General features: G+C 41.9%; 20 protein-coding genes and 4 pseudogenes. 10 read left to right on the top strand and 14 right to left on the bottom strand.

The window, feature by feature from the left end; genetic code table 11:
* Positions 1–112 precede the first annotated feature (112 nt).
* Positions 113–1,048 carry a hypothetical protein gene (locus tag NSTCB13_RS11375; RefSeq protein ID WP_445629639.1) on the top strand — a complete coding sequence of 312 codons (936 nt, stop codon included), beginning with the start codon at positions 113–115 and terminating at the stop codon, positions 1,046–1,048.
* Between the two features lie 370 nt (positions 1,049–1,418).
* Here the strand turns inward: NSTCB13_RS11375 and NSTCB13_RS11370 are convergent, their stop codons facing one another.
* The gene (locus NSTCB13_RS11370; RefSeq protein ID WP_445629638.1) at positions 1,419–1,736 is read right to left on the bottom strand and encodes an RNA recognition motif domain-containing protein; all 318 of its coding nucleotides are present in this window, start codon (positions 1,734–1,736) and stop codon (positions 1,419–1,421) included.
* Positions 1,737–2,058: 322 nt separating this feature from the next.
* Here NSTCB13_RS11370 and NSTCB13_RS11365 point away from each other — a divergent pair, with 322 nt between their 5' ends.
* From NSTCB13_RS11365 to NSTCB13_RS11355, 3 genes are all read left to right on the top strand, one after another.
* On the top strand, positions 2,059–3,453 hold the full coding sequence (locus NSTCB13_RS11365; RefSeq protein ID WP_445629637.1) for a TldD/PmbA family protein: 1,395 nt from the start codon (positions 2,059–2,061) through the stop codon (positions 3,451–3,453).
* Between the two features lie 72 nt (positions 3,454–3,525).
* Positions 3,526–3,660, top strand: coding sequence for a hypothetical protein (locus tag NSTCB13_RS11360; protein ID WP_445629636.1), 135 nt, complete (start codon positions 3,526–3,528; stop codon positions 3,658–3,660).
* 482 nt (positions 3,661–4,142) lie between these two features.
* Positions 4,143–4,673 (top strand): pentapeptide repeat-containing protein, encoded by a 531-nt coding sequence (locus NSTCB13_RS11355; RefSeq protein ID WP_448272432.1) that lies wholly within the window; start codon positions 4,143–4,145, stop codon positions 4,671–4,673.
* 204 nt (positions 4,674–4,877) lie between these two features.
* On the opposite strand, the gene NSTCB13_RS11350 is transcribed toward NSTCB13_RS11355, so the two are convergent.
* Positions 4,878–5,228 carry a hypothetical protein gene (locus NSTCB13_RS11350; RefSeq protein WP_448272431.1) on the bottom strand — a complete coding sequence of 117 codons (351 nt, stop codon included), beginning with the start codon at positions 5,226–5,228 and terminating at the stop codon, positions 4,878–4,880.
* 152 nt (positions 5,229–5,380) lie between these two features.
* Here NSTCB13_RS11350 and NSTCB13_RS11345 point away from each other — a divergent pair, with 152 nt between their 5' ends.
* Entirely contained in the window at positions 5,381–6,991 is a 1,611-nt protein-coding gene (locus NSTCB13_RS11345) for a DUF1565 domain-containing protein (protein ID WP_448272430.1), read from the top strand.
* A gap of 295 nt (positions 6,992–7,286) precedes the next feature.
* Positions 7,287–8,020: pseudogene (locus NSTCB13_RS11340) on the top strand (hypothetical protein); the annotation flags it as partial.
* 176 nt (positions 8,021–8,196) lie between these two features.
* On the opposite strand, the gene NSTCB13_RS11335 reads toward NSTCB13_RS11340, so the two are convergent.
* Positions 8,197–10,266 carry a tetratricopeptide repeat protein gene (locus NSTCB13_RS11335; RefSeq protein WP_448272429.1) on the bottom strand — a complete coding sequence of 690 codons (2,070 nt, stop codon included), beginning with the start codon at positions 10,264–10,266 and terminating at the stop codon, positions 8,197–8,199.
* 485 nt (positions 10,267–10,751) lie between these two features.
* Between NSTCB13_RS11335 and NSTCB13_RS11330 the strand changes: the two genes are divergently transcribed.
* Positions 10,752–11,012 carry a hypothetical protein gene (locus tag NSTCB13_RS11330; RefSeq protein ID WP_179068682.1) on the top strand — a complete coding sequence of 87 codons (261 nt, stop codon included), beginning with the start codon at positions 10,752–10,754 and terminating at the stop codon, positions 11,010–11,012.
* A 182-nt stretch (positions 11,013–11,194) separates the two neighbouring features.
* Here NSTCB13_RS11330 and NSTCB13_RS11325 read toward each other — a convergent pair whose 3' ends face one another.
* Positions 11,195–13,534, bottom strand: a complete 2,340-nt coding sequence (locus NSTCB13_RS11325) for a PhoX family protein (protein ID WP_448272428.1) — start codon at positions 13,532–13,534, stop codon at positions 11,195–11,197.
* A gap of 265 nt (positions 13,535–13,799) precedes the next feature.
* On the opposite strand from NSTCB13_RS11325, the gene NSTCB13_RS11320 reads away from it, so the two are divergent.
* From NSTCB13_RS11320 to NSTCB13_RS11310, 3 genes are all read left to right on the top strand, one after another.
* Entirely contained in the window at positions 13,800–14,744 is a 945-nt protein-coding gene (locus tag NSTCB13_RS11320; RefSeq protein WP_445629630.1) for a glycosyltransferase family 2 protein, read from the top strand.
* 808 nt (positions 14,745–15,552) lie between these two features.
* The gene (locus NSTCB13_RS11315; protein WP_448272427.1) at positions 15,553–16,086 is read left to right on the top strand and encodes a DUF433 domain-containing protein; all 534 of its coding nucleotides are present in this window, start codon (positions 15,553–15,555) and stop codon (positions 16,084–16,086) included.
* Positions 16,061–16,462, top strand: a complete 402-nt coding sequence (locus NSTCB13_RS11310) for a DUF5615 family PIN-like protein (RefSeq protein WP_445629628.1) — start codon at positions 16,061–16,063, stop codon at positions 16,460–16,462. The genes NSTCB13_RS11315 and NSTCB13_RS11310 overlap by 26 nt, the downstream gene beginning before the upstream one ends.
* A 220-nt stretch (positions 16,463–16,682) precedes the next feature.
* On the opposite strand, the gene NSTCB13_RS11305 is transcribed toward NSTCB13_RS11310, so the two are convergent.
* The 10 genes and pseudogenes from NSTCB13_RS11305 to NSTCB13_RS11260 form a co-directional block, all read right to left on the bottom strand.
* On the bottom strand, positions 16,683–16,979 hold the full coding sequence (locus tag NSTCB13_RS11305; RefSeq protein WP_445629627.1) for a hypothetical protein: 297 nt from the start codon (positions 16,977–16,979) through the stop codon (positions 16,683–16,685).
* 144 nt (positions 16,980–17,123) lie between these two features.
* A pseudogene (gene recG / locus NSTCB13_RS11300) lies at positions 17,124–19,665 on the bottom strand (ATP-dependent DNA helicase RecG).
* 158 nt (positions 19,666–19,823) lie between these two features.
* The gene (locus NSTCB13_RS11295) at positions 19,824–20,687 is read right to left on the bottom strand and encodes a hypothetical protein (protein WP_445629625.1); all 864 of its coding nucleotides are present in this window, start codon (positions 20,685–20,687) and stop codon (positions 19,824–19,826) included.
* A 234-nt stretch (positions 20,688–20,921) separates the two neighbouring features.
* Positions 20,922–21,866, bottom strand: coding sequence for a translation elongation factor Ts (gene tsf / locus NSTCB13_RS11290; protein WP_448272426.1), 945 nt, complete (start codon positions 21,864–21,866; stop codon positions 20,922–20,924).
* Between the two features lie 234 nt (positions 21,867–22,100).
* On the bottom strand, positions 22,101–22,895 hold the full coding sequence (gene rpsB, locus NSTCB13_RS11285; protein ID WP_448272425.1) for a 30S ribosomal protein S2: 795 nt from the start codon (positions 22,893–22,895) through the stop codon (positions 22,101–22,103).
* A gap of 230 nt (positions 22,896–23,125) precedes the next feature.
* The gene (locus NSTCB13_RS11280) at positions 23,126–23,293 is read right to left on the bottom strand and encodes a hypothetical protein (RefSeq protein WP_448272424.1); all 168 of its coding nucleotides are present in this window, start codon (positions 23,291–23,293) and stop codon (positions 23,126–23,128) included.
* Positions 23,294–23,794: 501 nt separating this feature from the next.
* A complete protein-coding gene (locus NSTCB13_RS11275; protein WP_448272423.1) occupies positions 23,795–24,262 on the bottom strand; it encodes a Uma2 family endonuclease in 468 nt (155 codons plus the stop codon).
* A 134-nt stretch (positions 24,263–24,396) separates the two neighbouring features.
* Positions 24,397–24,964 (bottom strand): annotated as a pseudogene (locus tag NSTCB13_RS11270) (IS1 family transposase); the annotation flags it as partial.
* A 19-nt stretch (positions 24,965–24,983) separates the two neighbouring features.
* Positions 24,984–25,154, bottom strand: a pseudogene (locus tag NSTCB13_RS11265) (Uma2 family endonuclease); the annotation flags it as partial.
* 50 nt (positions 25,155–25,204) lie between these two features.
* Positions 25,205–26,002 carry an HAD-IIB family hydrolase gene (locus NSTCB13_RS11260; RefSeq protein WP_448272422.1) on the bottom strand — a complete coding sequence of 266 codons (798 nt, stop codon included), beginning with the start codon at positions 26,000–26,002 and terminating at the stop codon, positions 25,205–25,207.
* Between the last annotated feature and the right edge of the window lie 10 nt (positions 26,003–26,012).

Below are 26,012 nucleotides of genomic sequence, written 5' to 3'. Positions count from 1 at the left end.
CTGCTCCCTGCTCCCAGCAAGAACTGCCTTAGCCCAACAATAATTATTTAGGCCGACCTACTTATGTTCGCACTGCTACCTAATAAAAGTCATTAATTCTAGGAAGGAAAATATGAATTACAAGCTATCACGTCGACGGTTTGGACAATTGGCACTTGCTGGAACTGTAGTATCTGGACTTAGTTATCTAACCAAGAAAGCCTTGGCAGAAACACCAACTGTAAATATTGTCGGTATAGGTTCTAGCCCGATCGTTACTATTGACCAAACGGCTATTACAGAGGTAAACACCACTGAATTAGTAGAGAACACTGCCCTAAATAATGTAAGCACAGATATTAAGCCTGTAGGACTAGTTTTGCAATCCTTAATGACAGGCAAGGCTCAGGTACTTACGGATAAAACTACACCTCTATTAGAGCCTAATGAGATATTGAGTGGTTTTACCTCTTTAAGCGATGGCACACTTGTTGTAGCCATTACTCCGGTTGCGCTTAGTCGAAGACAGGCGACACCTACTCGCATTACATTTTTGGGTACGCCTGTAAAAACTTTGATAGTCTCAGGACTTAAACCAAATCAACAGCTTGGGAGCTTGCTAGGTACTAATGATGGGCGACTTCTTGGTTTAGTAGGTAAGAAGAACGGTACACCACCAATCAGATTGGTAGATATTAACCTTCAAACAGGAGAGATAAGTTCTATTAGTAAGGTTAAATTCCTGGACGATGAGCGGATCAGCAATCTAGCTGAGTCACCAGATGGAGTACTTTATAGCTCTGTAGTTGGTGCGTATGGTGAGACAACTCTGGTGCAGCTAGATCCAAATCAAAAAAAGCCCATCAGACTAGGACAATTGAAAGTTAATGGTCAAGCATGGAATAATGGCTTACAGAGCTTAGTTTGCTCTGCAACAGGTCAACTCCTCGCCTTTGGGGCTATGAGATATGAGACACCTAATGCTGTATTTATTGTTGATAAGAACAGCGGAAATATGACTCGGTTACAAGACTTTGATACTGCTCAGATTACGCGTGCTCGTGCTTAGAAGGAATTGATGTCTGGTTTTGAGGGAAAGGGACTCATGTTAAAGGGCAAATAAAAACCTTATATGTCCAGCCTTCCACTCCTTTTCCCCTGACCCTTTTCCCTTTAACCGAGCAGTATTAGGTGCAGCTTATTATTAACCTCAGTTCGGGAGAAGTCAGGTTTATTCACCTCTAGCTAGCTGAAACGACACAAGCACGTTAATATATCCCAAAATCAAGCAACGGTGTAATGAGGGTTTCAGCTTATCCCGAACTCAGGTTACTTAATTGGTACTGGTCAATTAAAATCATCCAGTAGACCGGAGCCCAAAAAGGGCAGATAATGATTCTGCCCTTTAGACGTTAAAACTTAATTTTTGATCTTAAAGCTTAGTAGCGCGATCTATTGTATCCACCGCCACCGCCGCCGCGACGATCGCCACCACCAAAAGAACCACCTCTATCTTCCTTTGGTTTGGCTTTATTCACTTTGAGATCGCGTCCCATCCATTCAGCTCCATCAAGAGCATCAATGGCAGCTGTTTCTTCAGCTTCTGTGCTCATCTCTACAAAGGCAAAGCCGCGTGGCCGTCCTGTTTCACGGTCAGTAGGTAACTGAACCCGCTTTACAGTACCGTGTTCGGCAAATACAGAATTGAGGTCATCTTGTGTGACTTGGTAGGATAGATTACCTACATAAATTGACATCCATTATCTCCAAAATCATAGGTGTGTAGAGATTTAGATTTCGGAGGCAAGTTTGTTAAGACCAAAAGGAAAAAGCCTGTCAATACTAAAAACAAAGAATGTAACCGAATTTTATTCTCACTTGATTATCTTAGCATATCATTGAGTTCTTACCCACTGTAACCAAGATTGGGCATGGGGCAGAGGGGAAAAACTTACTGCAACTTCTCCCCTGCTCCCCTGCTCCCCCTACCGCTCATGGGCGAACTCCGATACATTAAGTAGCAGAAATTCCCCAAATAATTGCAAAATAAATGCAGTTCGTCATTGTTACTAATTGGAAATGCCGACTACACTTGCTGAGGCACAAAATTTACTTTCTGACCTGATCGCCCGCTACTCTAAGCGTGTAGATTATCTGATGATTCGCCTGGAAGAAGCAGAAGGGACTGATATCTTGTTGCGTGGCGACAAGGTGGAAACTCTCAGTGAAGGCATCTCCATTGGTGGACATATTCGCGCTTGTTATAAAGGGGGATGGGGGTTGAGCTGCTTTAACCAACTGGCAACAATCGAAGAGCGCATAGAAGAAGCGATCGCAGCTGCGCGGATGGTTGGTAATGAAGAAACTTTACTTGCACCCATTGACCCAGTGCAAGCAGTATGCATTCTACCCCTAAAAGGTACCGATCCCCGAAATATCCCACTCTCGCAGAAAAAACAATTGTGCGATCGCTATGCCCAATTGCTTAAAAGCGTCGATCGCCGAATTACCACTACCTCGGTGCGTTACGGTGATAGCGCCCAAAAAGTAATCATTGCTACTTCTGAAGGTACTTTAATCGAGCAATCTTGGGTAGATATGGAAATGCGCTTTGCCGCCACCGCTAGAAATGGCGAAACCGTACAAACTGGACGGGAAACTACTGGCTCTCGCAAAGCTTACGAAGATTTAACTAGTTTGGATGAACAGGTAAAAGATGCTGCTCAAAGAGCGATCGCCGCTTTATCTCTACCACCGGTCAAAGGCAATACTTACACTGTAGTCATTGACCCAATTCTCACGGGTTTATTTGTCCACGAAGCCTTCGGACATCTTTCTGAGGCTGATATGGCTTACGAAAACCCCGATCTGCTGGAAGTTATGACCATCGGACGGCGGTTTGGGCCAGAAGAACTGCAAATTTTTGATGGTGCAGCTCCAGAGGGACATCGCGGTAGCTATTTTTACGACGATGAAGGCACACCAGCTACTACGACTCAACTAATTAAAGATGGAGTTTTAGTGGGACGTTTACATTCTCGTGAAACTGCTGGCAAATTGGAGGAAGCGCCTACGGGTAACGCCCGCTGTCTCAACTATCACTTTACTCCCATTGTGCGGATGACAAATACCTGGATTGAACGGGGTAAAACACCAGTTGCAGACTTATTTACCGATATCAAAGAAGGAGTTTATGCCCGTAATTGGTTGGGTGGGATGACCAATGGAGAAATGTTCACCTTTAGCGCTGGGGAAGCGTGGATGATTAGGAACGGCAAAATTGCTGAACCTGTCCGGGATGTGACGCTTTCGGGAAATGTATTCCAAACTTTAGCGGATATTGAGGCACTTGGTGATGATTTTTATTGGGATGAATCTGGCGGTTGTGGTAAAGGAGGGCAAAATGGCTTGTCAGTGGGTTGTGGTGGCCCTAGCCTCCGAATTCGAGACGTAGTGGTTGGTGGGGAAACATGAACTATCTACTTCAGTCGTAAGAATCATAATCTGTAAAAGAATAGGAATTGGTTTTGCCATAACCTTTAGCAGATGAACACCACAATTGAGTATAGCGATCGCTTTGCACTAATGCTTAACGTGAGTTCGACAGACCTCTCTCGGACAGCCTCCCTCTCCTTACCCAGACGAACGCGAGTGCGTCTGGGTAAGGAGAGGGAAAAGTAACGAGTAAGGAGGGTTTTTGCTCCCCTCTCCTGGTAGGAGAGGGGCTGGGGGAGAGGTCAAAATAGCACTCGTCGAACTCACGTTAATGCTTAACGTGAGCCTCCATTGCAGACTCACGTTAATGCTTAAACTTTTAAGTTGAGCAACATCCCTCCCAAGTATGAAATTAACTCACAACTCTAGGTAGTAGCGCTAGTAGTTAAAAATAGCTAGTCTAGACAAAGTTGATTCATCACACTAATCCTCCATGGCGCTTGCTGAAGATTTACAATTAGTCTAAATAGTTCAAAATTATTTATAATAGTTTGCTTGCAGACTCGCTACTACTGCGCTAACGTAATTCGTAATTAAAGACTATTTCAGACTCTTATTTAAACACCCAAACTGAAACAAAGCCACGTATATATAAATGGCAATTACATTCAATAATTACGAATTACGAATTACGAATTAGTTAAACGTTCCTTAACACAGCGACAGATATGAAAGCAGATCAACTCCTGAAAAACTATGCCGCAGGTGTCAGAGACTTTACTGGTATCAACTTGAGCGAGGCCAATTTAAGGGAAGCCGATCTCAGTGGCGCAATTTTAGATCGAGCAATTTTAGATGGAGCTAATCTGAGTCACGCTAATTTAGCGCACGCCAGTTTGATTGAAGCAGACTTAAATGGAGCAGATTTGAGCAATGCGGATCTCAGTAATAGCAACTTAAGCGGAGCAATTTTGGATGGAGCAATTTTGGATGGAGCAGCTTTGGATGGAGCTAATTTGAGTCAGGCCGATCTGACGGTTGCTAAATTGATTGAAACTAAATTGAGTGAGGCGGATTTGCAGGAAGCAAACTTGATAGCGGCGAATCTAGATGGAGCAGATTTAAGTGGTGCAGATTTAACTGTAGCTGACTTATCCCAGGCAAATCTCACTCAAGCAGATTTGAGCCAGACAAATTTGAGTGGAGCAAATTTGGATGGAGCCAATATAGAAGGAACTATTCTAGATGAGAATGTTTAATCTCGTTTCCATACAGAGCAAGGGTTCTAGGTTGCTGACTCAATACATTAACCAAAACAGTACCTCGGAACACCGAGATTAAAACTCGAAACTAGAGCTTGATTTTATGTTTGTTTGATTACTGAATTAAACCCGGAGAACTTCACACGCCAGATGCTCTACTTGGGAAACTCCAAGCGCTCGCGGACTCGCTTGCCGTCGGCGCTATCGCTCTTGGAGTCTTCTCTTCTCCCAAAGGGAGATGCTAGCGCCTTTCCTCCGGAACGCTCCGCGAACGCAAAGCGTCTCGTAGAGAAGAGAGAAGACCTCACTGGTTCCCTTAATCTCCTCTTTGCAGACGCGACAGCTTACACACAAGTTTTTTAGAGTTGCAATGGCATTGTTTTGACTGACAATGCGATTGTTTCGACTTACAATACGATTGTTTCGACTGACAATGCGATTGTTTCGACTGACAATGCGATTGTTCTGGCTGACAATGCGATTGTTTCGACTGACAATGCGATTGTTCTGACTGACAATGCCATTGAGATGAGAACTTAGTATATTGCACAAGAGTTTATGACTTTTGTGTACACACGATCTGCTTGCCAGAAAAAGTCAGATGGATATATTTTTTATACACAAGGATATTACCCTGAAAAAGTTTGCTACAAGTAGTGTTATTTACGATTGTCATAATTAAAACAATTGACTCTCAACTATCAATGGTGAACTCTACCCTCGTCGTCACACTTTATGTCAACCCTATGACAGGGAATGATACCAATACTGGTTCACGGTTGAGTCCTTTTAAAAGCCTCACCCGTGCTTTAAAAGTAACCAAAATCCCGACGATAATTCATTTGGAGTCGGGGACTTACAATGCCGCTAGTGGTGAGGTGTTTCCACTAATCATTCTTGGAGGGGTGACAGTGGTGGGTAATGAAGCTAACAAAGGTGTAGGGATTGTAATTTCCGGGAGTGGTGAGTATCAAAGTCCCAGTTTTGGTATACAAAATATTACGCTGCTCTTGGTAGATAATGCCAGTCTTTTAGGTGTAACTGTCACCAATCCCTCAGCTAAAGGTACTGGTATCTGGATTGAATCGGCTGCACCTACTTTAAGTAACAATACTTTGAGCAACTGTGGGCGGGAAGGTGTGTTTACCACTGGTACTGCCAAACCCGCAATTTTAGATAACATATTTGTACAAAATACTGCTAGCGGGTTAGTAATGGCAGGTCATAGCCAGGGAGAAGTACGGCGGAATGTATTTCAAAGAAACCCTTTAGGTATAGCAATTAGTGACTTTGCCGTTCCAACGATCGCCAACAATAAATTATCAGAAAATCGCACGGCGATCGCACTTTCTCGCAACGCCCAACCTGTGCTACGTCAAAATCTCATTGCTAAAAATACCCAAGGTGGTTTATTAGTCAATGGCAATGCAGTCCCCGATTTAGGTAATACCGAAGATCCAGGTGATAATATTTTTCGCGATCATAGTGAATTTGATTTATATAATGCCACTACACAAAAGCTAGTTTCCGTAGGGAATCAATTAAATGCTGCTCTAATCAAGGGCTTAGTCGAATTGATCTCAGCCAATGAAGTAACACTTAGCACCAGTTTTTCTGATCCCCCAACAGAATCCTCATCTCAACAACTCCCCTTGTCTCCTTGTCCCCTTGTCCCCTTGTCTCCTTCTCCTCCCCTTTCTGCATCTCCCGAACTAAACGGACATTGGGCAGAACCATTTATTCAGGCATTAGCGAGGATGGATTTAACTCATGCTTTTGCCGATGGTAGCTATCAGCCAGATAAACCCATGACTCGCGCCCAGTATGCAGCAATGGTTGCGATCGCTTTTAACCCATTTCCCAAAATCCCATCTCCTGATTTTACGGATGTACCCAAGGATTTTTGGGCTTATAGCGCTATCCAAATCGCGGCTAGCGGTGGCTTTGTTGGCGGATTTAGCGATCGCACTTTCCGCCCCGATCAAAGTGTGCAGCGGCTACAGGTGATTGTCTCCTTAGTAAACGGACTGGGATTACCAGCTGTTGATAGCGGTGTTGTAGAAGTATATAGCGATCGTCATACCATTCCCGACTATGCCCGAACAGCCGTTGCTACTGCTACACAAAGGGGAATAGTTGTCAACTATCCAGATCCGAAAGTACTTGCACCTTTACGTTTTGCAACACGCGCCGAAGTTGCAGCGATGGTTTATCAGGCATTAGTTGCCATTGGGCGAACATCTGCGATAAAAATAATTCGTAATACAACTCTTGGAGAGGCTGCGCCAACAGCTACGCTCAGTACAAGTTCGTAATTCGTAATTAAGTTTTGCAAGGAGGATAAAGACAAGAGCCACAAAACTTGCTGCGACTCGACGGCTCGACTGAACATTCGCCGAACGTCTTGTCAGTTGCTATGCAACTTAAACCCTTAGAATTTGTTAAATCAGTCTATGTGGGGTTGCATTCTAGAAGTTGACAAGTAAAATAAGGAACACTGCCTATCGGCTCGGCAACTCTTGGAAAAATAAACCATGTAGTTAAAAGCACGCTAGGCTAATATGCGATGGGTGACAAATCTTAGACCTATTGCCTAAAGCTAATAGCCCCATGTTAACAACACTTCCAGACACCTCTGCCAACTTGGCGATCGCCTTATTAATTAACTATAGTTTCGATCTTGGTGGGTATAGTGCCAATGAGCTAGTTGAGCGTTGGCAAACGCAATACCCCCTTAATTGGCTACACCTGGCAGTGATTGAGGCACTATATCAAGGTCGTTATAAAGCGGTTTCTGTGCAGCAAATTTTAGTATTTTGGCAACGCCGGGATCAGGCTACATATCATTTCAACATGGAATTTGAACGGATGATTTGTAGCAAGTTTCCTCAAAACTTAACGTCATCGACTGCGCCAGCTCTACCGCCAGCCAAGAAAAAACCCACTGTAGAGCAAGTTACGAGTCCTCAATTACCACCAGCTAAGATTCGCAACGGCTATCAACACAGCAATACTGCAATTCTCCAACTGAAAAGTTATCAACCAAAGACATCTTTGAGTGAAGAAGAAGGAAAGCAGGAAGATAGAGACAATAAAACCGTCTTAAAATCTCCCCTTCCTGCGAAATTTACCTCTTCAGCAACCCTTGAGCGATTATCTGCTGTCAGCCAAAAGCAAACTTCACAAGAAAGTCCCCAGTGCCTTTCGCGTCACCAAACCATCATCAACGACAGCCAAAACTGCTCCCGCCTGCTCCTATTCATGCCCCAATTGGGCAATTTACCCCCGAAACAAGCGATCGCCCTGATTCTTTTACATCTAAACTCAAAGCCATGTCTAGCGAACATAACCCAGGTGTGGGGAGCAGGGGAGCAGGGAGCAGGGAGCAGGGAGCAGGGAGCAGGGGGCAGGGGAGCAGGGGAGCAGGGGAGCAGGGGAGCAGGGAGCAGGGAGCAGGGAGCAGGGAGAGAATAACTAATGACAAACGACAAATGACAAATGACAAATGACAAACGACATTTTATTCTGCAATTAACAGCTTAAAACGTTCATCGTCGGCAATATCATCAAAATCGAGGTCGGTTGCTGCGTCTTCTTTATACCTGGGATTAAGTTCAATCGCTTGTTGTAGAGTTAACAGAGATCGGTCAACTTGTCTTTGCAGTGCGTAACAGGCTGCTTTGTTGTAATAGGCACTGGCATAATCTGGCTTAATTTCTAAGGCTTTGTTAAAACTAGCGATCGCTTCATCATCGCGTCCTAATCTTACTAATGTATAACCATGTTTATCCCAGATTTTGGGAGAATTAGGTTGGAATTCCAGCGCTTTCTCAAAGGAGATTATTGCCTCTTCGTATTGTTCTAATGCTACTAGGGAAAGACCGCGATTTAACCAAGCAACGGCATCATCTGGTTTGATTTGTGTAGCTTTATCAAATGAGTCAAAGGCTTGCTGATGCTGTTGTAAGTTACCAAAAGCAACGCCGCGATCGCACCAAGCTTGATGATAATCTGGCTGAATCGCAATCGCTCGATCGTAAGATGCGATCGCATCTTGGTAGCGTTTTAACCTTCCCAGAGTTAGACCACGTTTTAACCAAGTTACAGGTTCATCAGGTTGGATTTTAACTGCTTGGTTGTAAGCTGCGATCGCATCTTCATAGCGCCTTTGAGAAAACAGATCGTCTCCCTGTTTTACATACTCATCAGCAGTGAATTCCGGTTGTTGCGGCTGTTCTTGTACTTCTTCTTGAACTTCAGAATTTACCATCTCTATAATCGATTCCGGCGTAATTTCAGTTAGTTCTTGAAGAATCAGATCCTTTCTTTCTTCGGCATCCAATTGTAACTCAGAGAGTTGAGAGGCAAACTCAGTTTCTAATCTTTCTAACTTCTCTAAAATGAGAATCTTTTGTTGTTGAGCATTCCATTGGAATTCTGAGAATTGCGAACTAAACTCAGAGCCAGATTTTTCTAAATTCTCAATGATTAGCTCTTTGGATTTTTGAGCATCTGACTGTAACTGAGATAATTGAAATTTAAATTCTGACTGCAATACTTCTAAACTGGCAATAATTTTATTTTTTTGTTCTTGAGTATCTACCTGCAATTCAGATAATTGGGATTTAAGTTCCTGCTCAAATATACCTAAACTGTCAACGGCAATCTCTTTTTGCTTTTGAGCATCAACTTGTAATTCGGATAACTTTTCTACAAATTCTGACTGTAATTTTGTTAAGCTTTCAAAAATTATATCTTTTTCTTGTTGAGCATCAGACTGCCATCCAGAAAGTTGAGATATGAACTCAGACTTTGATATTTCTAAATCAGCAACGGTTAGTTCTTGCTGTTGTTGCACACCTAACTTTAACTTAGACAGTTCTTCTGCGATCGCAGATGCTAATTTTCCTAAATTTTCCAGTGCTATATCTTTTTGTTGTTGAGCATCAAACTCTAATTTAGATAACCCCGAAGCAAATTTCAACTCTAAATTTTTTATATTTTCTTGAGATTTTTTTAGTTCCGCTTCCAATCTAGTTAATACCTGCGTTTTCGCTAAATCTAAATCGGATATCAGAATAGATACATTTTCTTGTTCGTTTTTAATTTTTTGTTGTAAAGCAGTCGTTTGCTGTTCTAATTCATAATTTATTTTTTTCGCATCTTGAATAACATTTTCAGCTTCTTGTTTAACAGTGGTTAGCTGATTTTGTAATTTTTCCATTCCCTGGACTTGTTGCATTGCCCTATCAACAATTTCCCTAATTATCACCCGTCGCAACAGCCACAACAAAGCAATGACTGCGACTGGAAAAAGACTTAGTATAACTAGCCAAACATCGAGTAATATGGTTGTGCGACTAAAAGTATTCTTAAAATCAGATTGGACTTGCTGTTGAATTCGTTTTTCTGCTCGTAGTCGTGTTAATTCTTCCCGTTCTGAATTCGATAACACCGGAGTCGGAGTTAGTGCTGGGTTGGATGATGGTGCAGATTGTCCACTGGCGATTCCAACGGATAACAATAAGGGTAAAAATACAATCGTGCTTTTTACAATTAAAGCGAAAACAGCTTGATTTTTGCTCTGCATAACAACCATCTCAGTCTGTTGGTCAGTTTTTGAAGCGGCTTGCCTCTCTCCAATCTATAACAGAATTAAGTAGTTAAATGTTGTAAAGGCAGTGTAAAATTCTGAGCAATCCTTAACTAATCCGTTTTCCTGTCCTGAGTGTACGTACAACTTTAGTTAGAGAGCGCAGTCAAGTTTGTGACGCTTTTTGATGAGATACGTACTATAATATTACTACGTTGTGATTACTGCTAAAGATGTTGAAAGTCAAGCAGTACAAATAATAATTTATCAACCAGTAGAAGACAAAATGCGAAAGCATTGAGGCTTTGTTAGACCATCCACCAAACAAGGTTCAGACTTTGTTTTTACAGATAACAGGGCGTTGAAACTGGAAGTTCTACCTGTATGGGAAGTGCCATGTGTGGTTAGGTCAGATTAACATTAGATTATCTCCAGTAAGTAAATTACTTGTTCTCAAATTAACTTAACAAAGGCGGTAGAAAATGGGTCGCATAAATCCTTACACACTACAATTGCAGATTACCCGAATGTTTGAGCAAGGGCAATCATTTTTTGCCACAACCAAGGTACAGGAATGGTTGAAAGAACATAAACACAATCCAGAAGATTATGATATTATTTTCCATAAAAAACCTGCACCTCCTGGTTCCAAAGAAGTGATGGTTGTGGAAATTGAATTACGCCGCAAAGATGGACAACCTGTAGATCCTTGGTTGCAGGAACAAGCAAATCTCCATGCCTGATTTTCGCAACCATAGCAGTCCTAAATTAACCCCAGATTATATCTTGATTAATTGAGATTTATTCTGTAATTAACTAAAGCCTTTATTGTCTATGAAATTTCACAATAATAAGTCACGTTGCATCTCTAAGAGATGCAACGCCTAGCTTTTTCGTTCAAAATTTAACTCGGAATTCTGTCTTGTTAAATAAACTTCGTGCGAGAATTTTTCGGGCAGATACCAATTACAGATGGTCGGGGAACACCTGTTGCTTGCTCCTTACCACCATCAGTTTTCGATATATTACTCGGCCAACTACTGCCACGAGGTAAACTTCGAGTTTGATTGAATGTAGTACCATTCAAATCTAGTAATTCAATGCTGCGACTCAGCATTGTACCATCGTTAATTGGACAATCTTCACCAGGATGCTGTACTGAAATAATTAGTGTATTTCCGACAAAACTTGGCCCGGTCATTTCGCAACGCACTGGGCCATGAGCAAACGGTATTACCTGTCCAGCATTTGCACCACTGGTAGGGATATAAAACAGCCAGTTATTACCGAATACTCCGGTAAAATCAGAAACATTACCACTAACTGTATGATCGATTTTGGTTTGCTTACCTTCAGCACCTACATTAAAACCGTTGTGAGTGTCGGTAGACATATCCGTGACACCCCAAACATTTCCTTGATTGTCAAAAACTAGATTATCAACGTTGGCAAAACCAGCACCATTAACTGAACCGGCTTCGCCACCTTGGACAAATCTCTGCCACCGGAAGGTTAAACCTGTAGCATCGGCACTATCTTCAATAATTTTATACAGTCCTCCTGATTGCTGAGTCGCATTGGCATCTGTGTTTAACTTAGCAACTTGAAAAATCCGCGAATCAGGATAACCATCACTTCCTGGCGCACCATCAGTATAGGCAATGAATACTTCTTTGGTGGTTGGATGCACTTCTATATCTTCGGGACGCGCTGTGGGAGTTCCCCCAACTAAGTTGGCAGCTAAAAAGGCATCACTCAGAACAGCACCTTGGCTAGAGTAGAAGTCAGAGAGTTTCTTATTTTGATAATCAGGTAGTGCTTTTGCTTCGTTAGTGCGATCGCATTTAAATGTACCACCATCTTTGGTTTCACCTGCAATGCCACTACGTCTCGGTAGCGGTAAAAGACCTTCTTTTTGAACTTTCTGTAACGCAGCAAATTCTACAGAAGATAGAACTGTCGGCGTAATTGGATTGGTAGCAGTAGTTAAAAGTAACGGTATCCATTTACCTGTACCATCTGGATTGTAACGGGCAACATACAAAGTTCCCTTTTCCCATAAACTACTGTTAGTTTTACTGGTGGGTGAAGAAATCGTGTTTGCGCTGACAAATTTCCAAGTGTGTCCCCCACGTCTGTCATCACCCAAGTAAGCAACCAATTTCTTACCTTTTTCAACGCGCAGGGCAACATTTTCATGGCGAAAACGACCTAACGAAGTGTGTTTGCGGGGGCGGAATTTCGGATTTTTCGGGTCAATCTCTACAATCCAGCCGTATTTTTCGCCAACTAATCCAAAAGTCTTGCCAATCGTTTTGTCTGTATAATCTATCTGAGTACCATTAGCTTTGACTCCTTCTGTGAAGCTATTTTGGAAGTTCTCTTCCGCAGATAAAATCGTTCCCCAAGGAGTTTTACCGCCAGAACAATTAAAGGCAGTACCAATAATTTTGTTGCCCAATTCATCAGAGGATAGATTAAAAACTTGGGTTGCAGCTGGCCCAGTTCCAATTAAATAATTTTTGTCACCTTTTTGATGATTGCGACTTCCCCAAGCTGTGATACTTTTGTAGTCATCATTGCGTTGGCTATTGATACCCAACCCAGAAAGACCATGAAGCCGGCGATTTTTAGCATCTTTGACTACAGCAAAACGTTTACTTGTATTTTGGCGAGAGATACGAACGATTGAGCCGCCTTGATTATATAAAAATTCGCCTTCAACTTCAATATTTCTGCTGGAGGGTAAAGCCCAACCAATTACGTTTTCAAATGCGTCGGGCAGTCCTTTCAGATCGGATGAATCTTCTACGACTAAAGTAGAAAATGGAAAACTAATGTATTCATGATTCACCCATAAATACCCGACATCATTAGTTTTCCCAAGGGGAATAAATCCAGTGAAATCGTTATTGTAACCGAAATAATCATCTTTGTTGGGAAAGACGCGATCGCCCCAACTGACAATTACATAACGTTCGTACTCTGGCGGTACTATCACATCATCAATAACGTTATAGTTACTTAACTTAATATCAGCAGATGGATAAACAACTTCTCCCTGATCGATTCTTTTTGGCAAGAAATTTTTATGCTGTTGATAAATTGGTAGGGGATGTGGTAAGCGTACAGGTGTAAAGCTGATACTAGACGTTTTTGCATCTGCCCCACTAGCAAAACTATTTAGAAGTTTGTCTCCCAAAATAGCAGCACCAGCACTGCCAGCAAGAAATATTAAAATTTCTCTACGACTTAATTTAGACATTCAACTTTCCTCTGTGTGGCAGAAAAAATTAGTAAAAATAAACTCTAATTTCTGAAAAATTACTGTATTTGAAATACTTAATAAGTTATTAATAATAAAAGGATATTATTTTATAATTTACTTTAGTTGATAATGATTAAGCTGAGGTTATAAGTTAATTAACTAAAAATTATCACCTCTGACTATTTCCTTAGCTCAAATCAAGTAAGGAACAGTGTCAGCGCCCTATCTGTCCTATCCTGGAGATGGATAAATCAATAGTGTTGTGGGTGAGACTGTGTTTTTCAGCGTTGTGATACCGACTTATAATCGCCAACCGATTTTAGAAAAGTGCCTCCGCGCTTTGGAGTTGCAGGAGTTAAGTCAGCCAAGTGTGGTTACTGATTACGAGATTGTCTTGGTAGATGATGGTTCTACTGATGGCACATTGGAGTGGTTAGCAGCACACAAAGAAGAGTTTCCCCATGTGCGCTGGTTTGAGCAAGATCATGCTGGCCCAGCTGCAGCGCGGAATTTGGGGGTAAAAGAGGCGCTGGGAGACACAATTATCTTTATTGACAGCGATTTAGTAGTGCTGAAGAATTTCCTGCAAGCTCATGCTACTGCATTATTGCAGGGAAAAGAGAAATTGGGGAGCGATCGCTTGTTTACTTACGGCGCAGTTATTAATACTTGCAATTTCGACAATCCAACTGCTGAACCCTACAAAGTCACAGATTTTTCCGCAGCTTTTTTTGCTACCGGAAATGTAGCAATTCCTAAACATTGGTTAGATAAAGCCGGACTTTTTGACACCAGTTTTCAACTCTATGGCTGGGAAGATTTAGAGTTAGGTGTGCGACTAAAAAAACTAGGTTTGACACTAATTAAATGTCCAGAAGCCGTAGGATATCACTGGCATCCAGCATTTAACTTAGAGCAAATTCCCCGATTAATTGACCAAGAAATTCAACGCGGACGTATGGGAGTTTTGTTTTATCAGAAGCATCCCACATGGGAGGTACGAATGATGATTCAAATGACTTGGCTGCATCGCTTACTTTGGGGGATTTTGTCACTTAACGGCACACTGAATGAACGGACAATGGCTCCGTTATTGCAATGGCTAATTAATTTAGGTAAACCACAATTGGCTTTAGAAATTGCCCGAATTTTTCTCAACTGGTACAACGTGAAGGGTGTCTATGAAGCCTATGCTCAAATTCAGTAAAGATCGTAATTTAAACACTTTGAGAAGTAGCACCGTGTAATCAACCTGTTAAAACTTTGTTGGTTATGTCGCGCATTTCAACTCAATACCTGATTCTCTGATAATGAATAGATGCAGGATGTCGGGAAATAGAGGGTTATGCGACATAGGGTAAAAAACTTCTACTTTAAGGTATTTAGCGCTAGATTAAGTTACAAGCGATAGAGTCAGGTAATTTTCGGGAAACATATTTAGGACTTACGCACAGGTAACGGAAAACGAACCACAGAGGCCGCAAAGGGTCACGGAGAAATGAGAGTTTGAGAGGGTTTTTGCGTAACTCCTAATATTAACAGACGACTCGTTACACCGGGGAGCCTGACCAATTCTGACGGGGGCGGGTTTCTCCTTTGAAGGGCTTAGTCATGAATCGATTAATTTGTCATACATCAAAATACTGCTAGTGTTTTATTCAAACCCTACCCCTTTCTCCATACACTTGTCTAGACATAAAGAACTGAGAAATTTTTACTTAGTATCCAAAGATAAGGCAATAAACTGTTGTCAACACTTTTGAACAAGTGCTAAAATCTTCCCTATACAGGGAATAATTTATTTTTGTAAGAATTCAGGAGTCAGAATAGTTAAACGATCTGGAGAAAATTTGATTAATCAATATACCAATCATATTAAATTATTTCTAAATTATTATAAGTGCTGAATTCTTACTTATTTAATTAAAATATATGTCAAAAAAAGTTTAAAAAGTAACAACCTGTCTATATTTTTTCTAGGTTAATGTAGAGTTGAAACCTTGGAGTTAATGCGTATGTATATAGAAACTTTTACCCCTACTGAAGCTGCTGCATTTGTTGAATTACCAACAAAGAAGATTTATAAGGAAGTAGAATATAGAATTCTTCCTGAATATAATCCTCCAAGACTTAATTTCGCCGCATTAGTTTATCTACGTTTAATTAAAGAGATAGACTTTATTACTGTTGATTTTCGCTCATCTCTTTATCAAAGCTTAGTTAGAGCTTTGGAGCAAAAGTTACCAACTATTGAAATAGCAAGATTTGTAAAAATAGAAGTTGAGTCTATTGCCAAGGAAGTATTAGAATTTATCAAACGTTTTCAGGCGTGGAAAGAAAATTTAGTTTCCGATCCGAACATAATGGGCGGAGAAACAGTGTTTCCTAATTCTCGGCTTACGGTTCGTCATATTGGGTCAATGCTTGATAGAGGCGAGTCACTAGAGATTATACACGAAGACTATCCTTATTTGACTGAAGAAGATATAAAATTTGCTCAAGTCTACGTGAAAGCTTACCCAAGTGTTGGACGACCTAAAAAGAATTAAATTCCTAATTGATGAGGATATTTCACCAGCCGTTGCACGTTACTTGTGTAACGAGCTTTTTATTGATGCAATTGCTGTTAGAGATCGGGGGTTACTTGGTGCAAAAGATTATCAAGTTTTAGAATACGCTTTTAATCAAGAGCGTATTCTTGTAACAGCAAATGTTCGGGATTTTGAAAAGTTTGCTCGTACTACAGAAATCCACGCTGGTATTGTATTCATTTGCCAGGGAGATTTATCTCGAAATGAGCAAATTACTATTGTCAAAGAAGCTGTGAATGCAATAAATGCTGAATTAGAAAATGGACGCGATATATTAAATCGTGTCCTATACATGGAAGAAGATGGTACTAAAAGGTTTGAGAATTTGCGGTAAAACTAGCAAAAGTATTAGGCGAGCAAGGTTTATTCGCCCGTCAAACGTCTAATATAACTAAAAAATAAGTCCACTGCTCTGTCAGACTTCAAGGAGAGTTTGTATGACGAATGTATGACAAAATCAGTAACCTTTAGAGGGAGCAACGCGATTTTGTGAGGTCAGACAAAAAAGGTGCGATGCCTGCGGCGGCGTAGCGATCGCTTCCAACCATCTCAAACTACTCAAGCAGCAGAAGCTTCTCAACCAAAACTTTCTGCCCACGGTGAAAATGAGAACAGTCTAATTTAGTCTTCAACCGGAAGTTCAACAAGTCATAGCGAGGTTCACCATCTGGATGACTAGCCCTTGGTGGAATATCGAGTGCTTCGATTGGACAACCGCCAATTGTGGAATCTGGAGTTACCCTAAAACTCAAGCCTGGTAACTCAAGGCGCTTGACTACAATATTCCGCAACCGACGAGAATGGTGAATAACAAGCTCCACCTCAACTTGAAGAGAAATTAGCAACTCCATTATTGTATTTTTTAATATTTTCAACAGCTTTTATCTCTCTTCTATTAGTCTCCGTAAGGGCGATCGCTATTTGTAGAGACGCGATTCATCGTGTCTTTACCCAAGGATATGTTGCAATCATTAATTGAATTGGTATGAGATATATTACGTCAAAATCGCCCCACCCATTAAGCGCTCATATCGATATTTCAATTCTTCTTTCATTAAATACCAACGCTCTAAAGTAACATCCATTTCTATAATTTTCTCGGCTGCTTGCCGCGCTAAAAGTAAAACTTCCTCATCGTCAACCAAACTCGCTAAGGTAAAATCTGGCACTCCAGATTGACGAGTTCCCAGTACTTGCCCTGGTCCGCGAAAACGCATATCCATCTCGGAAATGAAAAAGCCATCCTGAGATTGCTCCAACACCTTCAACCGTTGTTGAGCATCAGGACTCCTAGAACTGCTCATCAACAAACAGTAAGACTGAGCCGCGCCACGACCAACGCGCCCCCGCAGTTGGTGCAGTTGTGATAAGCCAAATCGCTCTGCATTTTCAATCAGCATTACTGTAGCATTAGGTACGTCTACACCAACCTCAACAACAGTAGTAGAAACCAAAATTTGCGTTTGGTTATCACGGAATTTGGTAATAGATTCATCCTTTTCGGCTGAACTCATGCGACCGTGCAGTAACCCCACTTGAAAGTCGGGAAAAACGCTTTCTTGTAGCTTTTGATGCTCATCTACAGCCGATCGCAAATCTAATTTTTCTGATTCTTCCACCAATGGCAAAACCACATAAACTTGTCTACCTTGGACAATTTCTCGGCGGATCAGGTCGTAAGCATGGTTGCGTTGCTGACCTGACAATACTGTTGTCTGAATCTTTTGCCGTCCCGGTGGTAACTCATCAATTTGGCTCACATCCAAATCCCCATGTATGGGTCAATGCTAAGGTTCGGGGAATCGGGGTAGCTGTCATAGTTAACACATGAGGTTGATTGCCTTTTTGCTGTAAACGTGCCCGTTGTTCTACCCCAAAGCGATGCTGTTCATCTATGACTACTAACCCTAGTTGTTGGAAGTTTACGGGGTCTTGAATCAACGCATGAGTTCCCACTAACAGAGGTAATTCACCAGTTCCTAACTGAGAATGTATTTGTCTTCGTTTAGCAGCTTTAGTAGAGCCTGTAAGTAATTCCACTGGTAAATGCAGCAGATTAAACCAACTAACTAACTTGCGATAATGTTGTTCTGCCAAAACTTCTGTGGGAGCCATCAGCGCCGCTTGGTAGCCAGATTGAATTGCTGCAAGGATAGCCAGCACGGCGACGACTGTTTTACCAGAACCGACATCACCTTGCACCAAACGATTCATTGGCACGGGTTTTTGTAAATCGTTGAGAATGTCGTTGAGAACTCGTTGCTGTGCGCCAGTGAGTTGAAAAGGCAGTATTTCGTGGAATTTCTCTACAAGTTGACCGCGTGGAACAAGGACGGCGCTGGTTTGAATCGCTCTTGCTTGCTGTTGACGTTGCAGTAACCCAAGTTGCAGGTAGAAAAATTCGTCAAAAACTAGGCGACGACGGGCAACTTGTAGAGCGGCGCTATCGCTGGGAAAATGGATATTAGCGATCGCATCTTTCAATTCCATCAAACCGTACTTCTGCCGCAAACCGCTTGGCAAAGGATCTTTCAAATTAGCCGCAGCAGGCAAAGCAGCAATTACCGCCTGTCGTACTGTATTCGCCACCACGCCTTCAGTTAGTCCATAAATTGGTACTACCCGCCCAATATTTAGCGACTCAATCGTATCTCCTGGACTTGCCAAAACCTCTAATTCTGGATTATCCAATGTCAAGCCGTATTTACTTTCTTTCACCAATCCACAGGCTGCCAGAATGCTACCTACTGGATAACGGCGTTTTAAACTTTCTTGCCAAGCGCGACTGCTAAAGCGCGTACCTGCGTAAAAACGGCCAATTTTGATTTGACCGCTGTTATCTTTTACTACCAATTCTAAAATTGATAATTTCTGATTTTTAGGGCTAGTAAAGCAGTTGCAACGCTTTACCGTTGCCACTATTGTCACCGTCTCACCCGCTTGTAACTCGCGGATATTCACCTGACGCGCATAATCAATATGGTCGCGAGGATAGTAGAAAAGCAAGTCACGGACGGTATATAAACCAAGCCGTGCCAAATTATCAGCTTTTTTAAAACCTATTTCTGGTAAATCACTGAGCTTTTGCTCAATTTTTGGTGCAAGTCTCCGACTCACCTCAGTAACAATTGGAGATTTTGGATTTTTAATTTTGGATTTATAAATTCTCCCTTGCTCCTCTGCTCCTCGGTCACTGAGCGACTTGCCTTGAGCGAAGTCGAAAGGAGCCGAAGTGCTGCTCCCCTGCTCGTCCTTCCGCTGCTCCTCTTGCTGTACTTGGGAAAGATACCTACGAGTCTCTGCTACTAAATGCTGCCTTTCTTCCAGTGCTAGATGTGGATAACTAGCAAATTGCACCGCTAATCCTTGCCAACGGCGGCGTTCAGTATGGGGTAAGCCTGTTGGGAATTTGCCCAAAGTTAGGCTCAGAAATTCACTGAAACGGTATTCTCTGCCCATCAAGTCTGTAAAGCCACGTTCAGCTTCTATTGCCAAGGCTTTGTGCAATCGTATCCAATCTGGTTTTTCATTAGTCATTGGTCATTGGTCATTGGTCATTAGTCATTGGTGAGCCAGTGCGGTCTTGGGGGTTTCCCCCATGAGCAACTGGCGTTAGCGCAGCGTTAGCGACGCAGGAGCGTCACCCGAAGGGTCATTGGTCATTAGTCATTGGTCATTTGACTCTCGACAAATGACTAATCCTCAAACCAACTAGCGCGCCATGCAGCTTCCGCTTCAGCGATCGCCTTTTCTTTATATCTTTTTTTATACTCTCGTCCTAGTTTGTTTAACTGAACTAAAATACTGCGGATTCGCTTGCGATCGGAGGAAAGTGTCACATCGGCAAATTCAATTTCTCCTAGCCGCAGGTTAATAGCCATGATTTGAGTCAGTCCCGAATCTTCTGACTGTTGCTCATTTTCAATTTCAATTACTAAGTTTAATAAATTGGGTGGCCCTGGCATGACCTCAGCAGATGCTTCTGATGCTGCCGCCGCTGCTGCTAAAATCGGCTCTGGTAATTTTTTCGGCAATACTCCAGCTTTTTGTAACAAAAGATTAGCATCGTGCGAAAGTTTTTTCAGGATATCTTGCGCAACCTCTTCTAATTTTTGTTGCCATTTTGCCAGTTCTATAGGATCGGAGGTGTTGGCAGTGAGATACTGAGAATTGGAAGTGTCAAGAAATAGTGAAGATGAAGAGGGTGTTACTTCCTCATCCACTTCATGCATTTCATCTCCTTCATCCATCTCATCTACCTCATTTTCCCCTGATTCTTCACTTGTAAGATAAATGAGCAATTGTTCAGCTGCGAGTTCACCCAACTTGCGGATGGCTTGTTGCAATTGTTGGCGCTGATTCAATGATAAATGCAAAAAGTTTTCGGGATATCCTTGAGTGCAGAGGTGGTAACTCGCGAGAATCAATTGTTTGCGTACAGCTAGCCCCAAGGTGTTTAGATAACTAGCATAAGCGCTTTGTAGTTCGATTGCGATCGCCCGGATCGCTTCTTGGAGTGCTGCAATATCCTGCTCTATTCGCTCGATTGCTCTTGCCATATTTTTTCGCTCTTGCCCATCTGAACCATTACATAGTACAAATGTACAAATTTATTTTAAGATAACTTTTCAGAGAATTTTAGATTTTAAATTAAATGCGATATTTTACGTCTTTTACTAAATAAAAGACAGGTCAAGCAAATAACCTGACCTGTTTTTTAAAGAGTCATTAGTCATTCGTCATTTGTCCTTGGTAAAGACTAATGACTAATGACCAATGACCAACGACTAATATTACTTAGTACCCATTTGTGCAGCGACTTCATCGGCAAAGCTGATTTCTTGCTTTTCAATGCCTTCGCCCAGTATATAACGGACAAAGCGAGTCACTTGAATCTCTTCACCTAATTGAGCCTTGACTTGTTTGATCAGGTCTTCTACGGAAATACTCTGATCGCGAATGTAGGGCTGATCGAGCAAAGTTAATTCTTTCAGGCGTTTTTCAATCCGTCCCTGAACAATCTTTTCTTTGATGTTTTCAGGCTTGTTCGCCAAATCATCCTTGCCCATTTCAATGTCTTTTTCCTTTTGGGCAATTTCGGCGGGGATTTGGTCTACGCTCACATACTCGACATTGGGACAAGCCGCAACTTGCATTGCAGTGTTCCGTGCCAAGGTTTGGAACTCTGAATTAGCAGCCACTGACTCAGTTTGGGAACCCAGTTCTACTAATACACCAACTCGACCGCCAGTGTGAATGTAGCTGTCTACTACACCTTGTGTCCCTTCTGCTATTGCAAAATTAACAAAGCGGCGCACTTGGATGTTTTCACCAAGGGTGGCAATGGTTTGCTTGATAAATTCTTCTACAGTCGCACTTTCATTATCAATATAGGGTTGAGCCAGCAAAGACTCAACACTATTAGCTGTCGCTGCTTGCTTTGCTAGATTCTTAACTAAAGCTTTAAAAGCCTCGTTACGAGCAACAAAGTCGGTTTGGCAGTTGACCTCTATGAGTACACCCACTCGACCTTCAGGCTGAATGTAAGTGTCTACTAAACCTTCTGCCGCAATGCGATCGCTTTTTGCTCCCGCTTTAGAGATACCCTTTTTCCGTAGCCAATCCGCAGCTTCTTCTACGTTGCCATTAGTCTCTATTAGCGCCTTTTTGCAGTCCATCATGCCAGCACCAGTTTTTTGGCGTAGCTCTTGGACGAGTTTTGCAGATATTTCCGCCATGTTCCCTCAATTCCTAACTTGACCTCGAGTTGTAATCACTTAATTTAGTACTGAGTACTGAGTTTTGTTAGCGTTAGCTCGGCGTTTAGCCCGTGCTGAGTTTTGAGCGTTCAGTTATCAATTTTATTCTTCATTGACAAATCACAACTTACAACTTCAAAAATCAAGACTCAGCACTATTCAATTTGCTGAGTCTTTCTATCTTACTCAGGACTTAGCACTCTTGATTCAGCACTATTCTTCTGTTTCCTCGTCGGGAATTACGGCATCAGTATATTCGCTTTCTTCGTAGTCATCGTCATACTCACTACCGTCGTAATCTTCGTAATCATCCTCAACATCCAGCTGACCATGACGACCTTCATAAATGGCATCTGCCAATTTTCCGACTATCAGCTTAATTGACCTGATAGCATCGTCGTTTGCTGGGATGGGGATATCTACTACATCGGGGTCACAGTTTGTATCCAACATGGACACAATGGGAATATTCAGCTTTTGGCATTCTTGAACTGCGTTATATTCCCGGCGTTGGTCTACGATTACCACGATATCGGGCACTTTTCGCATTGTCTTAATACCGCCCAAGTATTTCTGAAGCTTCGTCATTTCCCGACGTAGCATTGATGCTTCTTTTTTCGGTAATAAATCTAGTGCGCCACTTTCCTCACGGCGTTCTAAATCTTTCAGACGGTCAACCCGTGTTTTGATGGTTGCCCAGTTGGTCAACATTCCGCCCAACCAGCGTTGGTTAATGTAGTGGGAACCACAACGGCTAGCTTCTTGGGCAATAATTCCAGCTGCTTGGCGCTTAGTACCGACAAAAAGAAATTTCTTCCCTTGTTCTGCGTGCGATCGCATGTAGTTGTAAGCATTATCCATCAACTGGGCAGTTTGCACCAAGTCGATAATATGTACACCATTGCGGGAAGTATAAATGTAAGGAGACATTTTTGGGTTCCAACGCCGGGTCTGATGCCCAAAGTGAACCCCTGACTCCATCATTTGAGCCAATGAAACTACTGGCATATATTTTTCAACTCCGATTCGGGTTAAACCTCCATCCAAGTGTATTTCCCAATCGGGAAACACCCGAATTCTTAGATGTGCGAGATTAGTTAACCATACTAGGTTAACATATTCTGAAGAGTTGTAGTTGCTGGATCGAGTGAGTCCAAGAAAATAGCGCTGCCTACTCAACAATTGGGCAGCACTATTAATGAAAATCTTGCTGTTTTAAAGGTCTACTAGCGGTCTTCTCAATCTTCGGGTTTAGGTTTTTGTCGCCGTTGTTCGATCTGATCGTCGATGGTTTCTCTCATTTTGCGATCGGCAGCGTCCATCGCAGAATACTTAAAGCGGTTGATTATGCCACTGAACAAGTTGCCAAAGAATCTTTCAATTTCTTGCATAATTTTATACCTCAATATTTAAAGGTAAATTCTTGACTTGACATTGGTCTTGGACTTTTTAGTGGAAGTTAGAAATAAAACACCAACCTCTGCTTCAAGTATCTATTAGTCTCTTAGCGTCTCAGGGTTCTTAAAAGGCTGGCGGTTTATTTATCCTTTGATTCAGTTTTGCTTGCGAATGACTGTATAAAACAGTCTTCTCTATAAAATCAGTATTGTTGAGACTTGCTAGATTGAAACGCGCTAGAGATTCATCTATTGTATTCTGTCTCAAGTAATAAATGTGGCAAACACACAGGTAACAAATTGTCTACTTGTTTATAACACCTAGTACGTCTACGATGCACGTAGCTATAGCAACTTCTGGTGCGTGTTACTCAATAGTATCGGTGTCTACATTGAGCGATGGCTGCGCCAACGCCAAGGGCGAACGCAACCTTACCTTTAACTGTTCTATTTGCAATTCTGCTTGTTCAGCTCGTTGGCGTTCTTGTTCAGCTCGTTGGCGTTCTTGTTCTACCAGTTCTTCTGCTGCTGTCTTGCTAAAACTTCCTGCCTTAAAGCCTGTGCCAGTTCGTCAGGGATCAGTAATTTTTCCCCGGTATCTTCTCGATAAAACCCAATTAGCCTTCCCTCAACTACCAAGTGCAGTTGTAAGGGTTCAGTGCGTCCATCCTGTATAGGTTCGTAGATTTCTCCCCGCAGGCGATAGCCACGTAACTGTTGTTCCACCCACTCGCTTTTAGGGTCAAATAGCCAGTATTCTTTGACACCTAGCTGCTCATAGAGGGTCTTTTTGAAGATTTCGTCTTGTCCCTTAGTTCCAAAAGATGTCATTTCAAAAATAACTGTGGGTACTTGACCTTCTTCCCAGATTTTATAGTTGTCTCGACCGCCAGGTGTAACATCAAAAATTACCATTACATCTGGGGCTACCCGCAACTTCGGAAAACCCTGTGCATAGTAAAGAAATTGGTGTTGCATATTTGCGGGATGAATTAGGCTTAAAGGGTGACAAAACCGTCATGGAGGTAATGAAGTAATAATTTAATTGAAAGCCTAAGCATTTCCTCTGATTTGGAATAACACAAAGTCTTACGATGGAGGCGAGCCAAATAATGTCTTAATCTTGTATTTTCTCCTTCAACTCTCGTCATATATGTTTTCTTAACAATATGATCTCCATGATCAATAAAACATGGATAAACCGGGTATCCATCTGTTACATAAAAATAGCTTCTCCAACACTTGATAATCTTCCATAACTTTTCAAAGGTTTTTGCACTACGGTCTCCTAATACCCAGGCGAGAATTCCCGAATAGCTTTTATTTACTGCCGTCCAAATCCATTTCTTGTTTTTTTTTACCAACAAAAGTTTCCAATTCATCCACTTGGGTTACTTCAGGAATTTCAATACTCGGCGGTGCATCAGGTAAGGGGTCTGCGGCTTGTTTCACCCATTGAATTACCGTATTATGGTTAACTCCTGTTTGTCGCTCAATTGCTCGAAAACCTGTACCATTAACATACATTGTCAAACATTGTCTCTTAATTTCATCTGAATAACCTCGCTTTGAATATGATTCTACAAATTGGCGATCGCATCGCACACAGATGTAGTTCTGCTTACCACGACGATGCCCGTTCTTACGTATATGAGTAGATGCACAATTAGGACAGTTCATCCCTTAATTATGCAACACCAAGAAATTGATTTCCTAATACTGTTGCCTGACGATTTGCCAAATACTGTTTCAGGACTTCTAAGGTAGTTAGTAAAGCATAAAGGTGGTCGTAGGTTTCTGCCACTGGTTGACCATCAGCACTGGGGTAGAAGATTTCTGATTCGACACTAACAGGTAAAGTAGCCGTCATGGTTGTAATTTCAGTGCTACGAGATTATTGTAGAACAACTCTACTTCTCTCTAAGTTGAGATGTGCAAGCTTTTCAAAATATAACTAGATAACTCACAAAATCCTTCCCCTTCGGCAGCAGTGGTAATGTAAGCAGGCTGATATTTCAATTGATTCACATATTCCAGCACGTTAGCCACGCCTACAGAAACAGGAAAATAACGCCGATCGAATAAACTTTCATCATTGGGACTATCGCCAACAGTCACAATTTGTTCTGGTGAGTACTGGGGCAAATATTCGCGCAATACTTGCAATAATCCCACTGCTTTATCTTGTCCTTGAGGTTTAATGTGACACTGCACGTTGCTATAGGTAAATCCCCAACCCATTTGTTGACAGAGATTATCTAGGGTTTGTAGTTCGTCTTCACGCAAACCAGCTACATCAAAAGTCCAGTCGGTGACGCGAAAGCGATTATCAGCAGATTCTTGGATTTGGGGAAATTTAGTTTGTAAATTCTCAAAAGTCGTAGCCAAGTGCTGGCGATGTTGAACTAAATCAGGAATGGGTGTTAAGACTATTGGTTTCTGATTTCCAGGTGGAAAGAACAAACCGCCATTTTCTGCCATCCCACCTACCACTGGCATCAAACTACTCAATCCACTTACCCATCCAGCCGAACGTCCAGTGACAATTAGAACTTTAATGGCAGCTGCTGCTAAATCCTCTAAAGCTTGTAGCAGTGCGGGAGTAAATTTTCCTCGTCTAGTCAAGGTGCCATCCATATCTGTGGCTATCAGACGAATCTTGCTCAAGTTTGTAGATGAAACCTCAGATAGGGGAGCGAGGCTCAAATCTCTGGACATATACGGTTTG

This window comes from Nostoc sp. DSM 114160, assembly GCF_053470305.1.
This window is presented reverse-complemented; position numbering and strand designations above follow the sequence as displayed.

Bases quoted from the DNA above. Each gene is read 5' to 3' on its own strand.
- NSTCB13_RS11375 (WP_445629639.1), top strand. From the start codon at position 113: ATGAATTACAAGCTATCACGTCGACGGTTTGGACAATTGGCACTTGCT.
- NSTCB13_RS11370 (WP_445629638.1), bottom strand. From the start codon at position 1,736: ATGTCAATTTATGTAGGTAATCTATCCTACCAAGTCACACAAGATGAC.
- NSTCB13_RS11365 (WP_445629637.1), top strand. From the start codon at position 2,059: ATGCCGACTACACTTGCTGAGGCACAAAATTTACTTTCTGACCTGATC.
- NSTCB13_RS11360 (WP_445629636.1), top strand. From the start codon at position 3,526: ATGAACACCACAATTGAGTATAGCGATCGCTTTGCACTAATGCTTAAC.
- NSTCB13_RS11355 (WP_448272432.1), top strand. From the start codon at position 4,143: ATGAAAGCAGATCAACTCCTGAAAAACTATGCCGCAGGTGTCAGAGAC.
- NSTCB13_RS11345 (WP_448272430.1), top strand. From the start codon at position 5,381: ATGGTGAACTCTACCCTCGTCGTCACACTTTATGTCAACCCTATGACA.
- NSTCB13_RS11335 (WP_448272429.1), bottom strand. From the start codon at position 10,266: ATGCAGAGCAAAAATCAAGCTGTTTTCGCTTTAATTGTAAAAAGCACG.
- NSTCB13_RS11330 (WP_179068682.1), top strand. From the start codon at position 10,752: ATGGGTCGCATAAATCCTTACACACTACAATTGCAGATTACCCGAATG.
- NSTCB13_RS11325 (WP_448272428.1), bottom strand. From the start codon at position 13,534: ATGTCTAAATTAAGTCGTAGAGAAATTTTAATATTTCTTGCTGGCAGT.
- NSTCB13_RS11315 (WP_448272427.1), top strand. From the start codon at position 15,553: ATGTATATAGAAACTTTTACCCCTACTGAAGCTGCTGCATTTGTTGAA.
- NSTCB13_RS11305 (WP_445629627.1), bottom strand. From the start codon at position 16,979: ATGGAGTTGCTAATTTCTCTTCAAGTTGAGGTGGAGCTTGTTATTCAC.
- NSTCB13_RS11295 (WP_445629625.1), bottom strand. From the start codon at position 20,687: ATGGCAAGAGCAATCGAGCGAATAGAGCAGGATATTGCAGCACTCCAA.
- tsf (WP_448272426.1), bottom strand. From the start codon at position 21,866: ATGGCGGAAATATCTGCAAAACTCGTCCAAGAGCTACGCCAAAAAACT.
- rpsB (WP_448272425.1), bottom strand. From the start codon at position 22,895: ATGCCAGTAGTTTCATTGGCTCAAATGATGGAGTCAGGGGTTCACTTT.
- NSTCB13_RS11275 (WP_448272423.1), bottom strand. From the start codon at position 24,262: ATGCAACACCAATTTCTTTACTATGCACAGGGTTTTCCGAAGTTGCGG.
- NSTCB13_RS11260 (WP_448272422.1), bottom strand. From the start codon at position 26,002: ATGTCCAGAGATTTGAGCCTCGCTCCCCTATCTGAGGTTTCATCTACA.